The organism is Brevibacillus parabrevis (assembly GCF_003710905.1).
Taxonomy (GTDB): Bacteria; Bacillota; Bacilli; order Brevibacillales; family Brevibacillaceae; genus Brevibacillus; species Brevibacillus parabrevis.
This window is the reverse complement of the sequence record NZ_RHHV01000005.1, coordinates 677219-689648: the sequence shown is the minus strand read 5'-3', so window position 1 is coordinate 689648 and position 12430 is coordinate 677219. Positions and strand designations below refer to the sequence as shown.

13 protein-coding genes are annotated in these 12430 nt (G+C 53.7%); 3 read left to right on the top strand and 10 right to left on the bottom strand.

Annotation, left to right across the window (positions count from 1 at the left end):
* Nucleotides 1-61 precede the first annotated feature (61 nt).
* On the top strand, nucleotides 62-244 hold the full coding sequence (locus EDM60_RS28370) for a hypothetical protein (protein WP_063227158.1): 183 nt from the start codon (nucleotides 62-64) through the stop codon (nucleotides 242-244).
* Between the two features lie 22 nt (nucleotides 245-266).
* On the top strand, nucleotides 267-653 hold the full coding sequence (locus EDM60_RS06530) for a M67 family metallopeptidase (RefSeq protein ID WP_122963270.1): 387 nt from the start codon (nucleotides 267-269) through the stop codon (nucleotides 651-653).
* 41 nt (nucleotides 654-694) lie between these two features.
* On the opposite strand, the gene EDM60_RS28470 is transcribed toward EDM60_RS06530, so the two are convergent.
* From EDM60_RS28470 to EDM60_RS06500, 8 genes are all read right to left on the bottom strand, one after another.
* Nucleotides 695-868, bottom strand: coding sequence for a hypothetical protein (locus EDM60_RS28470; protein ID WP_167470239.1), 174 nt, complete (start codon nucleotides 866-868; stop codon nucleotides 695-697).
* 17 nt (nucleotides 869-885) lie between these two features.
* Entirely contained in the window at nucleotides 886-1182 is a 297-nt protein-coding gene (locus EDM60_RS06525) for a ferredoxin family protein (protein ID WP_122963213.1), read from the bottom strand.
* Nucleotides 1182-2477 carry an FAD-dependent oxidoreductase gene (locus tag EDM60_RS06520; protein ID WP_122963212.1) on the bottom strand — a complete coding sequence of 432 codons (1296 nt, stop codon included), beginning with the start codon at nucleotides 2475-2477 and terminating at the stop codon, nucleotides 1182-1184. The genes EDM60_RS06525 and EDM60_RS06520 overlap by 1 nt, the downstream gene beginning before the upstream one ends.
* Nucleotides 2470-3492, bottom strand: coding sequence for an electron transfer flavoprotein subunit alpha/FixB family protein (locus tag EDM60_RS06515; protein ID WP_122963211.1), 1023 nt, complete (start codon nucleotides 3490-3492; stop codon nucleotides 2470-2472). Before EDM60_RS06515 ends, EDM60_RS06520 begins: the two co-directional genes overlap by 8 nt.
* Nucleotides 3489-4319: an electron transfer flavoprotein subunit beta/FixA family protein gene (locus tag EDM60_RS06510; RefSeq protein ID WP_122963210.1), complete on the bottom strand. Its 831-nt coding sequence runs from the start codon at nucleotides 4317-4319 to the stop codon at nucleotides 3489-3491. Before EDM60_RS06510 ends, EDM60_RS06515 begins: the two co-directional genes overlap by 4 nt.
* Nucleotides 4320-4427: 108 nt before the next feature.
* Nucleotides 4428-4625, bottom strand: a complete 198-nt coding sequence (locus EDM60_RS28365; protein ID WP_141254179.1) for a hypothetical protein — start codon at nucleotides 4623-4625, stop codon at nucleotides 4428-4430.
* 51 nt (nucleotides 4626-4676) lie between these two features.
* Nucleotides 4677-6935 (bottom strand): immune inhibitor A domain-containing protein, encoded by a 2259-nt coding sequence (locus tag EDM60_RS06505; RefSeq protein WP_122963209.1) that lies wholly within the window; start codon nucleotides 6933-6935, stop codon nucleotides 4677-4679.
* Nucleotides 6936-7365: 430 nt separating this feature from the next.
* Complete coding sequence (locus tag EDM60_RS06500; RefSeq protein WP_229049877.1) at nucleotides 7366-8643, bottom strand: ATP-binding protein; 1278 nt, start codon at nucleotides 8641-8643, stop codon at nucleotides 7366-7368.
* 247 nt (nucleotides 8644-8890) lie between these two features.
* On the opposite strand from EDM60_RS06500, the gene EDM60_RS06495 reads away from it, so the two are divergent.
* Nucleotides 8891-10078 carry a M20 metallopeptidase family protein gene (locus tag EDM60_RS06495; protein WP_122963207.1) on the top strand — a complete coding sequence of 396 codons (1188 nt, stop codon included), beginning with the start codon at nucleotides 8891-8893 and terminating at the stop codon, nucleotides 10076-10078.
* 52 nt (nucleotides 10079-10130) lie between these two features.
* Here EDM60_RS06495 and EDM60_RS06490 read toward each other — a convergent pair whose 3' ends face one another.
* Nucleotides 10131-11306, bottom strand: a complete 1176-nt coding sequence (locus EDM60_RS06490) for an FAD-dependent monooxygenase (RefSeq protein ID WP_122963206.1) — start codon at nucleotides 11304-11306, stop codon at nucleotides 10131-10133.
* Nucleotides 11307-11420: 114 nt separating this feature from the next.
* Nucleotides 11421-12335, bottom strand: a complete 915-nt coding sequence (cysK, locus tag EDM60_RS06485; protein WP_122963205.1) for a cysteine synthase A — start codon at nucleotides 12333-12335, stop codon at nucleotides 11421-11423.
* Between the last annotated feature and the right edge of the window lie 95 nt (nucleotides 12336-12430).

The window sequence follows — 12430 nt, the reverse complement described above, 5'->3', positions numbered from 1 at the left end:
CGTTACCACTCGACAGCTCGCTGAATAAAACATAGTACAGTACAGAAAGGGAGGGAAATCCATGACACCAGATCAACTCCGCGCACTTTACAATCAGCGTCAGCAACGCCCTGTTCGCCAAGGCATGCGTCCGCTGGGGATGCCGCCATCGCCACTGCCAAAATCCGGGCCTGTGCACAACGTGAAACCCTTTGTCCAATCCAAAACAACCGGAGGATGCTGCGGCAGACGTTGGCAAGGCTAATACAACCGAAACACCCTTTTCCATGACCCGATCTGTGTGGGACGAAATGGTTCGACATTGCCAAGAAGAAAAACCGTATGAGGCATGCGGATTGCTTTCCGGAAGGGGCAACAGCGCCCAGACCATTTGGCGGATGGAAAACGTCCTGAAACGCCCCGATGCTTTTGCCATGAGCACACGGCAAATTCAGAAGGTGCTAAATAAAATGGCCATGCGCGGCGAGAATCTGGTCGGGATTTACCATTCCCATCCAACCGCTCCGCCCGTTCCATCCACCGAGGACATCGCTTACGCCCACTACACGGAAGCCGCTTACCTCATCGTTTCCTTATCTTCGCCCCAACCTGCACTCGGTTGTTATCGCATTTGGGGGGCCAGAGCTTTTCCACGCCCCTTCCGCCTTGAATAAACACAATTCACCCACAGAGGAAAAACAGCCAGAACGCCGGGTCATCTCCCCCGCTGTTCTGGCTGTTCCTTTTTGGCGACCAGCAAGCATTCGCGCTGCTCCCAACTGACAAAATCATCCTCCCACAAAACTTGACACCGTTCTTCCTCGATGCTGATGACGACACCTTTGGCTCCATCCTTCACAAATACGACCAGATCACCCACTTGGATCACCGGAGATCGCCCGCCCATTATCCGAGTCTGAAAATGATTCCGTGGCCGCCCTTCGGGTATTCCCACCGGATGTTTTCGTGCGGACAGCCGATGCGACAGCTCCCGCACTCGTGGCAGCCCTCGTAGCCCACATGCATCCGCACTTCTTCCCATTTGTAAACCTCCGCCGGACAGAAGATCGTACAGAGCTTATCCGGGCATTGCGACGCGCACACATCCGCGCTCAATACGTGCAGGTGCGATTGCGTATCTGCCTTGAAGCGAACGAGATACTGCTTCTCTTCGATCGATTGCCCTTTGGGTATTTGCGTCATCACTTCATCACCCTCCATGCATTCATCAGATCGCGCGCCATTTTCCACTTGTCCTTGGCGCTGCCCAGATCGCTCCATATTTTTTTCTGCTTGTTCCACTTCGAGCTTCCGTCCACCGTGAACATTTGGCTGGCTGCCTTGTTCATCAGCGGGATGTACTGCTCAAAATATTGCGGGAACTTTTCAAAATGGTGTGTAGCATCCTTGTACTTTTTCAAATCCTGACCGACGAAGCTGTTCAACAGGCTGTCGCGGTACGGCATGAGCATTTTTTCCGAGAAGTCGTTCGCCTCTCTTGCCTGCATAATCGTCTCGGCAGCCATTACCCCCGAAGCCATCGCCATGTTCGAGCCTTCCCGGTGAATCGCGTTGACGAGCTGTGCCGCGTCTCCCACGACGATGACGCCGTTTCCGACGACTTTTGGCATCGAGCGATAGCCGCCTTCCGGGATCAGGTGCGCCAAATACTCCTGCTGCTCGCAGCCTTGTATATAGGGGCGGATCATCGGATGGTTCTTGACGTAATCCAGCAGCTCATACGGCTTGAGCTTATGCTTGATCAGCCCGGACAGCATCGTGCCCACGCCGATGTTCAGGCTGTCCTTGTTCGTATAGAGCCAGGCTGTGCCCAGTATTCCCTTGGTCGAGTCTCCAAAAATCTCGATCGTACAGCCGTGATCGCCCTCCAGATTAAAGCGGTCCTCGATGATTTTGCGATCCAGCTTCAATACTTCCATCACAGCCAGCGCAACCTCGTCAGGGCGAAACTCCTTGTGGAAGCCGAGCGATTTTGCCAACAACGAATTGACCCCGTCAGCGAGGACGACCACATCGGCGTAAACATCGCCGTCCGGTCGGTCAGTCTTGATCCCGACGACCTTGCCGTCCTCGACAATACAGGATAACGCCACTGTCTCATTCAGCAAAAGCGCGCCTTCCTGCACCGCTTTATCGGCAAACCACTGGTCGAACTTGGCTCTGAGCACCGTGAAGTTGTTGTACGGCTCCTGCGCCCATTCCATGCCTTTGTAGCTGAAATTGAGCGCCGATTCTTTATCGAGCATCATAAAGCGCTGCTCCACGATCGGCCGCTCGACCGGAGCCTCCTTGTAAAAGCCCGGGATGATATCCTCCATCGTCTTGCGATACAACACCCCGCCCATCACATTTTTGGAGCCGGGATATTCGCCTCTTTCCATCAACAGCACACTGACACCAGCCTTCGCTAGCGTGTAAGCACAGGCTGTTCCGGCCGGACCTGCCCCGACGACAATCACGTCAAATTTTTCAGCCATACGTAACCTCCCTGTCCGGCTCCTTTTGGAACGCTTTCATCAGCAATGGCACGATCTCAAAAGCGTCGCCCACAATGCCGTAGTGACACGCCTGGAAGATCAGGGCATTCGGGTCTTTGTTGATCGCGATGATCAGCCCGGAATTGCGCATGCCGACCAGATGCTGGATCGCCCCGGAAATGCCGATGGCAAAATAAATTTTCGGCGTAACCGTAACCCCTGTCTGTCCCACCTGATGCGCGTGATCGACCCAGCCCGCTTCGACGGCATCCCTGCTCGCCCCAACTGTCGCTCCGATCGATTCCGCGAAACGGTGGATGAGCTGAAACCCTTCCTTGCTGCCCAGCCCTTTCCCGCCAGCTACGATGACATCGGCTTCATCCAGCCTGACCTTTTCTCTCGTTTCCCGCACGATTTTCAACACTTTGGTGCGAATGTCTTCCTCTGCAAGCTTGATGCTCTCCTTGATGACTTCGCCCGTCCGCGTCTGATCCGCTTCCAGTGCTTTCATGACTTTCGGGCGCACCGTCGCCATTTGCGGCCGATGCTTTTTGCATAAAATCGTCGCCATAATGTTCCCGCCAAAAGCAGGTCGGCTCGCTTCCAGCAGTCCTGTCTCCGCATTGACATCCAGCATCGTCGTGTCAGCGGTCAGCCCCGTCTGCAAGTCGGTAGCTACCGCGCTCGCCAAGTCTTTTCCTGTCGTGGTCGCCCCGTACAAAATGATTTCCGGCTTGTGCTTCTCCACACACTCGATGACAGCGCGCATGTACGACTCCGTGCGGTAGTCGGCAAAAATGCGCTGATCGTAGACGTACACCTGATCCGCCCCGTACGGAAAAGCCGTTTGCGCCAGCTCCTCCACGCCATCTCCGATTAAAAGTCCCGCCAGCGGCACGCCGCGTTTGTCCGCCATTTGCCGCCCTGCTCCCAAAAGCTCCAGCGATACGGGCGCAATCTGTCCATCCCGCGCCTCCAGATAGACCCAGATGCCGCGATACTCCTCCAGATTCATGACTGTCCCTCCTTCACACGAAACAATCCCTGTTTCTCCCGGAGGATGTCCATCAAGCGCTCCACTTGCTCTGTCGCTGTTCCCTCCAGCATTTCTCCGCCCTTCGGCTTTTCCGGCGGCCATACTTTTGCGACGATAGTCGGCGAGCCTTTCAATCCAAGCAAAGTCCGGTCAATATCGCCCAGATCGTTCACAGACCAGACAACCGGATTGTACCTGGCCGCCCGCAGCATGTTGGGCAGAGGAGAATACGGCACCTCGTTGATTTCCTTTTCCACGGAAAAAAGACAAGGCAGCGTCGACTGGACAACCTCATGACCGTCTTCCAGCTTGCGGTGAACGATGGCATAGCCTTGTTCCTTGTTCACTTCCACTACCTTTTTCACATTGGTCAGCGGGGGAATATCCAGCCGTCTGGCAACTCCCGGCCCGACCTGTCCCGTATCTCCGTCAATCGTCATCTTTCCGCAGATGACGAGGTCAACCGGATGCTCCTCAGCGATTTTTTCAATCGCCTTCGTGATCGCATAGCTCGTCGCCAGCGTGTCTGCTCCGGCAAATGCGCGGTCCGTCACCAAATAACCCGCGTCTGCGCCGATCTCGATGCATTTGCGAATCGCTTTTACGGCTGGCGGCGGCCCCATCGTCACCACAGAAACCACGCCGCCATAACGCTGTTTCAGACGGACGGCTTCCTCTACTGCATGCGCGTCATACGGGTTGAGGATCGCAGGCGCACTGGCGCGATCCATCGTGTTTGTCTTCGGATTCATCTTGATGATCTTCGTATCCGGTACTTGCTTGATACAGGCAACGATGTGCAGCATGAACAATCCCCCCTTGCTGCCTGGCGCGGGTTTTTCTGTCGGCCTGTGCAAAGGTTGTCTTTCTTTCGCGCGATTTCCTGCGGGCAGCTTGTCGTTCGTTGTTATAACCTATTGCACCAGAGGCAGGCTTAGACCAGTAAACAGCCGGAATTGCCTTTGCACGGGGGAAAATCCGTTGTCTGCCGCCCCCTCGCGGACGTGAGCATTCGCCTGGAAGCAGGTGTCGCTTATCGGAAAGACGAGCGATCCGAGATCGCGCATTCGTTTCAGGACATGTTTTTCCGTCTGTTTGTCTACGGCATGCAAAAAGACGCCCGCTGCCAACTCGTGGCTTGCGGGCGTCTTGCTCTTTGCTTCTTACTTTTTCACAGACAGCTCAACGGTTCCTTCGGTAAACTTCTTGGATACCCGTTTCAGCTTGATTTGCAGTCCGATCTCAGGAAGGATTTTACCGATTTCCGGCACTTCCGACATCGTGTAGTCGTCGCCGTCGTCGAATGTCGTTACTCCAGCGAGCGGCTCATAATCCATCGTGCCGTAAATGTAATCGAGATCCATGCCAGATGTTTTGTTCGGGCTGAATGCCGCATCGTTCACCTGGTAGCGGGAGTCTGCGATCGCGTCTTTGTTTCCTTCGTCGTTGTTCCAGTAGCGCACTTCTTGATGCGCATCGACTACGCCGAGCATGCCGTAGCCTGGATGCTGGCTTGTGTTGTTGTCCTGCGTTTTGCCGTAACGGCCGTCGTAGTACCAGATCACCATACCTGGATCGTAAGTGAAGAACGTATCGTTGCGACGGAAATACTTCAATCCAGCGTCTACGCCTTCGTGAGAACGCAGCTCGATCAGGTAGTACGTGTCGTACATTTTGCCTTTTCCATCAAAGTGCTGGAAGCCGTCCAGCTTGAACTTCGGTTCGCCTTCTGCGTCATCCTCGAAAATAACCTGTCCGTCTCCTTCAACTTCAAAGTTGTCGAGATAGAAGCCAGCCATAGCCAAGCCGCCATCTGTCTTGTAGTTGAACTCAACGCGAATTTTCTTGCCGGCAAAATCGTTCAGGCTGATTTTTTCGTGATCCCAGCCTTTTGTTACATCGTCGAACACTTCTACTTCTTTGCTTTCCCCGGTATTTTCATCAATCACATTGACGTACAGGAAGTCGTAGTCGGTTTCAATCGCTCTCCAAGAATCAAAGCTCATGGAAGCCGAGCTTACTCCGCTCAAGTCAATGACGTCCGAAACCATTTTGGTATCGAGATTGTCACCCTCGTCAGAGAAGTAGGAGTAGTCCCCATCTTTTGGCTGAATCGGTGGCTCTTTTTCTACTTGCGGCATGTTGAGCTTGATGACTTTTCCGCCCATTTCCAGGCTGGAAGCGTCAACCAGGCTGACTGTCTTTTTCTTGTTTTCCAAATCTTTGTAGTCAAGCACGCGCGGCGAGATCCATTTGCCGCCGTACATTTGTTGCAGCATCATTTTAGACCAAGGGTCCATTCCGGTCGGTTGCGTTTGGAAAATTTGGCCGGTATGGCTTCCGGACGACATCAAGGACCAAGCCCCTACTGGGGAATCGTGCCCTTGCTTGCTTGTGTCATACAAGTCTGGCAAGCCGAGGTTGTGCCCGTATTCGTGAGCGAATACGCCTGGCGCGCCGTCTTCTGGCTGGATCATGTAGTCAAAAGCTTTCAGGCTGGTGCCTGGGATTTCCACCGGCTTTTTCAAAGTCCAGCGATGCGACCAGATTGCGTCTGCATCTTCCCCTGTTTCCTCCCCGATCCCTGCGTGAACAAGCATCAGGTTGTCCAACATGCCATCCGGCTCCATCAAATCCCCGTCGCCATCCAAATCGTACGGGTCGCGTTGGTCGTACTCGTCTTCTTTGCCTGCGATTGCCTCTCCTACTGCGTCAAGCGTTTCCACGACCAAGTCGCGCGGAGCGGAATCGCTGCCGCCGGAGTTGTTTTCGCCATAATACTTGTAGCTTTTCTCAGCCATTTGCCACGGAGTGACTACCCCGTCTACCGTCCAGCTTCGGCCGGATTGCAAGTAGTAGTATTCCGCCATGGTCGTCATGCTGGTGCCTTCTGGCGTCTCGTATCCTTTTTGATTGAACAGCATTTCCTTGTAGTGCTTTTCGTTGAAATCCGCTGTCCAGAGCGTATCGTTCATTTTAGGCAGTTCGTTGTGTTCGCGATCGGAAAACTCAACCAGCGCGATCACGATATTGTCTGTATGTACTCTTTTCGAAGCGCGCAATTCTTCTTCATCTTCAATCTCCGTAACTCGTTGCGCTGCATCCGACAAAGCCGCCAGCTGGGATTTCGTCGCCTTTTTCCCGAAGGAAGAGGATTCGTCTACACCATGCGGCACTTTCTTGTCTTTGAGGTAATCCTCCAAAGCTTCATTGATTTCATCCTGATCGGCATCCTCATCAATGATCCCTTGCTCAATCAAACCTTTGACCAGCCGGTCGATGTTGACCGTGGACAAGTCCACCTCCAGGCTATGCTTGTCCTCCTTCGATTTCGCCAACCCCGTAGCGGGTACCGCCGCAAATGCGGTTAGCACGAGCGATGATGAAAATAAAATGGATAATAGCTTCTTGCTTTTCTTCACTGCCGTTCACCCTCTTTTTCTATCTATTTTTTTGCCGGACTATGATAGAAACCCCCAGTTCCGACTATTCACAATTATTACATGTTTTTTGGTTATAGCCAAAAAAATTCTTTCGACAGAAAATCCTTCATGATCAAAATCATTTTTTCACCTGAGCAATCTGACCCACTTTGACAAATCTTTATTTTTTTTGATTTTTATGCAGATTCTTGTCCATTTGGCTGAAAAAAAGACCACTTCACTTATATGTCTACTGCCAAAAGACGCAGGAAAAAATTGTCGTATTTTGTCGCAATAAATCGAAATATAATTGCATTTCCCTTACCTGTTACCTTGCATATCACGTTTCCTTTTTGAAAAAAACGCAAAAAGCCATCTCGTACAGATGGCTTTTCCCTCGATACCTTGATGCGTAATAGGCCGGAAAATATCACTTGATCGGCAAGGTCACGGTGAATCTCGTAACGCCATGCTCTGACACGATCTCGATGTTCCCCGCATGTTTGCTGACTACTGCTTGCACGATCGGCAGGCCCGCTCCCCTTGCACATGATTGCGTGGCTGGCTTGGTCGTATATCCTACCGTGAAAATTTGCGCGCGCTGCTCTGGCGATATTTCCGTCCCTGTATTTTCTACTTCAAAAATGTACTGCTTGTCTTCCCGGCGACAAGCAATCCGGATTCGCTTTTCGCCCTCCGCCGTTTCCGCGGCATCGATCGCATTGTCGATCAGATTGGACAATATTTTCACCAAATCGATAGACGGAATGCTCTCGAAAGGATCGGGACACTCGGCAAATTGCATGACAATCTGTTTCGACTTGGCCTGCTCCCATTTCGTGTGGAACAAAACCATCAACGCCGGGTTGGCGATCCGCACCGTAAGATCGAGCAGCTTCGTCTCCTTGAGCAGCGATTGAATGTAATCGCGTGCCTTGTCAAAATAGCCGCACTCGATCAAACCGTACAAAACTTGCATATGGTTGACAAAGTCGTGGCGAATCGAACGAATCGAGCTGATGACGGAGCGCAGCTCATCCTGATAATGCTCCTCTGTCTCGCCAACGGCTGCTTTAAGCTCCCGGCGATACCAGCGCTGCAACCCGAGGATCAGCACGATCAGCACGACGACGAACAGCCCGTGAAAAACAAAGACAGGCGTGCTGTTTCGAACGACCTCTTCGCCAATCCCTTCCACCATCGCCATGTCTGTGTCGACGCCAACGATGCCTAGCAGCTGACCGTCTTTTCCGACCAGCGGCGCACCGGCCGACATGTAAACGCCGTAAACAGGGTCGCGGATGATGTCGGAATAGTAGGATTGACCCGTGCGAATTTTGGCAATCTGCTCTGCCGTCACATAGCAAGGATCGCCAATTTGAAAAGGAAGCGTCCGATCAGGCGGATAGGCCACGACCATGACTTTGCCGCCGTTTCCATCCTCGTTGATTTGCATAATGTACGAGTAAAGAATCCCGAATTGCTCTCGCGCCTGACTAAGTTGGGTACGAATCGACTCATAAGCCGGGTTGTCCTTGGCAGGGTGCTGCAAAAATTGCTCATAGGCGGCAATATCGATTCGCTGCGCCACCATCGCCGCCGTCTTCATGCTCTGATTGGCAATCGAAAGGCGGACCGACTGCATCGTATTGTAATAAGAGCCTGCGATACTAAGACAGGTCATCGTCAAAAACAGGACGCCTGACATCAGCACACAAATCCAGACTCTGCGATTTTTTGTAAAGGATGTTACCATTTTCTCCTCTGCCGTTCTCTCATTGACGTGTCACTCCCTTATCCATTCTAGTCGATTTGTTTCAAAGCTGTCCACCTGCGCTCCCCTCTTGACAGACATACTTTCGCACAACATAGATTGCAAACTATTTTGACTTCTTTTTATAATAAGGAGACTGCGAATTACCAATCTGTTTCCACCGTGAAAAGGAGTGGGCCCGATGCAAGACAAAATGTTTGCCCGTTTACAGGAAATTTACCCGGAGCTGGTTTCATTCAGACGCGATCTGCATATGTACCCTGAGCTTTCCTTTAAAGAAGAAAACACGGCAAAGAAAGTAGCGGACAAGCTCGCTTCCTTTGGCATCGAAGTAAAAACCGGAGTAGGCGGCCTGGGCGTCGTCGGCTACCTCAAGGGTGGAAAACCGGGAAAGACGGTCGCTTTGCGCGCCGATTTTGACGCTTTGCCGATTCAGGATGAAAAAGAGGTTGAGTATAAATCGCGGATTCCCGGCGTGATGCACGCATGCGGCCACGACATTCACACGGCCGGCTTGCTCGGTGTCGCCCAAGTTTTGAGCGAGTTCCGCGATGAGCTGCCAGGTACAGTCGTGTTTCTTCATCAGTTTGCCGAAGAGCTGCCGCCTGGCGGAGCGAAATCCATGGTCGAAGCAGGCTGCCTGGAAGGCGTCGATGTCGTCTACGGTGCCCACGTCGCTTCTGATTTGCCAGTTGGCGTCGTCGGCATTGCAAAAGGATACGTCACAGCCGCTGCTGACAGCTTTGAAATTGTTTTGTACGGAAAAGGCGGGCATGGCGCTTCCCCGCACACTTCCATTGACCCGATCGTCCTCGGCAGCCAGATTGTGATGAACCTGCAACAAGTGGCGAGCCGCCAGATAGACCCGCTCAAGCAAGTCGTGCTGTCCGTCTGCTCGTTTAACGGTGGCGGCGAAGCGTACAACGTCATTCCCGACCAGGTGCGCCTGAAAGGAACCGTCCGCACGTACGACGAAGAAGTGCGCGTAGCGGTTGAGCAATCCATGCGCCGCATCGTGGAAGCGAGCTGCCAGGCTGTCGGCGCGACTTGCGAAATCAAGTACGAACGCGGCTATCCGGCCACATGGAACGATGAAGTGGAAACGCCGCTCGTGGAAGCAGAAGCGAAACGTCTTTTTGGCGAAGAGCGCGTCATCCAGATGCCACCGATCATGGGGGGAGAAGACTTCGCCTACTACGCGCAGGAACGTCCAGCTACTTTCTTCATGACCGGCGGACGCAACCCGGAGCTTTTGGCAACCTATCCGCACCATCATCCCAAGTTCGATGTGGATGAGCGTTCCATGATTCAAACGGGGCAACTGTTCATCGGAGCACTGCTCGCGTACCAGGCTCGTCATCAAGAATAATCCGCTCTACAAAAAAGGCAGGGACTTCAGGCTCCCTGCCTTTTCCTATTGGCTATACTTCATGGCGGATGATCCATTCCAGGCGTCTGCTTTGCATGCCAGGCGGAATCGTTTTCAGCAACCAATTGCGCACGGCGATTGCCAACGGATTTTCCCACTGGGTAACATAGCCCATCAGACACGAGCCGCGCACGATCGCATGTGCCCGCTTTTTCCGCTGCTTCTCGTAGTGGACGAGAGCGGCTGGAATATCCACGTCGGCAGGCGCAAGACAACGTGCCAGCACAAGCGCGTCCTCCAGCCCTTGCCCTGCTCCCTGCCCCAGATTCGGCAGCATCGGATGTGCGGCATCGCCCAAAAGGCTGACCCTTCCCGTACCCCACCGTTTCAACGGCAGTCGATCGTAAATGTCGTGCCGCAAAATCGCTTCCTCCGGCGTAGCGGCGATGACGGCGCGGACAGGCTCGTACCAGTTTTCCAGGCGGCGCAACGCCGCGAGCTTTCGTCCGATCGGCGGATCTTTTTCGCCTTCCGGGGCATTGATGGCAGCGAACCAGTGTATCCGGTTGTGACCGATATGGGAAAAACCGAACCGCGCTCCACTCCCCCACGCTTCAAAGCCGCCGCCCGTTTCCAGCGGATAGCGCGCATCTTCATACCGGGCGATTCCGCGAATGGCCGTATAGCCGGAGTAGCGCATCTTTTCCGCGCCAAACAACAGCTTGCGCACGCTGGAGTGAATCCCGTCCGCACCGATGAGGACGTCTGCTTCCGCTGTCGTGCCATCGGCAAAAGACGCTTGGACCCGCTCCGCTTCCTGCGAAAAAGCGGTCAGCTTTTTGCCCAGAACCAGCTCTTGCTCGTCCACCCTTTCGCGCAGCGCTTGTTGCAAGTCTGCGCGGTGCACAAGGTAGCTGTCCGCCCCGCAGCGCTCGGCTTGACGTGCGACAGGCAGCTCGACCAGCACGTTTCCTTGCCAATCGCAAATGCTCGCCTTGCGGACGGGTGAACCAAGCTCACGGACGCGTTGGCCCGCTCCCAGCTTGTCCAGTGCCTTCATCGCATTGGCAGCCAGCACGATGCCTGCCCCGATTCCTTTTTGTTCCCTGGCTTGCTCATACAGCCTGACCTGCCAACCTGCCTGCTTCAAGGCAATCGCCGCCGACATTCCACCCACCCCGGCCCCGATGATCATCGCTTTTCTGTCTTTGTGCTTGCCGTTGGTCATGACTTTTTCTCCCGTCAGTAAGACTTTTCCAAATCATAACATGGCAAGCGACCAGGGCATACGAAAAAGCCGCTTTTCCATAGAAAAGCAGCTCTCTCGCTTGTCGCCTGTCTCCTAGAACAAGTTCATGCTCAAGTAACGTTCACCCGTATCCGGCGCAATGCAGACCACCCGTTTGCCTGTGCCCAGTCTTTTGGCAATCGTGATCGCCGCAAACACAGAAGCTCCTGACGACGGGCCGACCAAAATGCCTTCCCACGCGGCGAGCTTGCGCATGCTGTCCAAAGCTTCTTCGTCGGCGATCTGGATGATCTCGTCGTAAATGTCCGTATTCAAAATGCGCGGAATAAACCCAGGACTTGTGCCGACCAGCTTGTGCGGCCCCGGCTTGCCACCCGACAAAACAGGCGAACCTTTTGGCTCCACGACGGCGATGTACAACCCGGGAACCTCTTCGCGCAGCACCTCGCCCGTCCCTGTAATCGTCCCGCCTGTGCCCGCCGTCGCGACAAAAGCATCGAGCTGTCCTTTTGTCTGGGCCAAAATTTCCCGGGCTGTCGTGATGCGATGAATGTCCGGATTCGCCGCATTTTCAAACTGCTGCGGAATGAAGCTCCCTGGGATTTCCTGCTGCAACTCCTTCGCTCTGGCAATCGCGCCGGGCATCCGCTGTTCACTCGGCGTCAGCACGACTTCTGCCCCGTATGCTTTCAAAATGTTGATCCGCTCTTTCGACATGTTATCGGGCATGACCAAAATCGCCTTGTAGCCTTTGGCTGCCGCGTTCATCGCCAAACCGATTCCCGTGTTGCCGCTCGTCGGCTCGATAATCGTATCCCCGGGCTTGATCAGCCCCTCCTGCTCCGCTCTGGCAATCAGATTGTAAGCAGCGCGGTCTTTGACGCTCCCGGACGGATTGAACTTTTCCAGTTTGACCCACACCTCTGCCGCTCCCTCGGGAACCATCCGGTTCAGGCGAACGCAAGGCGTATTTCCAATCAGCTCGGTGATATTTTGGTAGACGTTCATAAAAACCTCCCGGACAAAGCCAACTGGCTGGTGTATACGAATAAGCATAATACAATTAAACCGATCTGAAAACAGCAAAAAAGCCCGTTCCCTGG

Excerpts from the sequence above, each read along its gene's own strand:
- EDM60_RS28370 (WP_063227158.1), top strand. The coding sequence starts at position 62 with ATGACACCAGATCAACTCCGCGCACTTTACAATCAGCGTCAGCAACGC.
- EDM60_RS06530 (WP_122963270.1), top strand. The coding sequence starts at position 267 with ATGACCCGATCTGTGTGGGACGAAATGGTTCGACATTGCCAAGAAGAA.
- EDM60_RS06525 (WP_122963213.1), bottom strand. The coding sequence starts at position 1,182 with ATGACGCAAATACCCAAAGGGCAATCGATCGAAGAGAAGCAGTATCTC.
- EDM60_RS06520 (WP_122963212.1), bottom strand. The coding sequence starts at position 2,477 with ATGGCTGAAAAATTTGACGTGATTGTCGTCGGGGCAGGTCCGGCCGGA.
- EDM60_RS06515 (WP_122963211.1), bottom strand. The coding sequence starts at position 3,492 with ATGAATCTGGAGGAGTATCGCGGCATCTGGGTCTATCTGGAGGCGCGG.
- EDM60_RS06510 (WP_122963210.1), bottom strand. The coding sequence starts at position 4,319 with ATGCTGCACATCGTTGCCTGTATCAAGCAAGTACCGGATACGAAGATC.
- EDM60_RS06500 (WP_229049877.1), bottom strand. The coding sequence starts at position 8,643 with ATGTCAGGCGTCCTGTTTTTGACGATGACCTGTCTTAGTATCGCAGGC.
- EDM60_RS06495 (WP_122963207.1), top strand. The coding sequence starts at position 8,891 with ATGCAAGACAAAATGTTTGCCCGTTTACAGGAAATTTACCCGGAGCTG.
- EDM60_RS06490 (WP_122963206.1), bottom strand. The coding sequence starts at position 11,306 with ATGACCAACGGCAAGCACAAAGACAGAAAAGCGATGATCATCGGGGCC.
- cysK (WP_122963205.1), bottom strand. The coding sequence starts at position 12,335 with ATGAACGTCTACCAAAATATCACCGAGCTGATTGGAAATACGCCTTGC.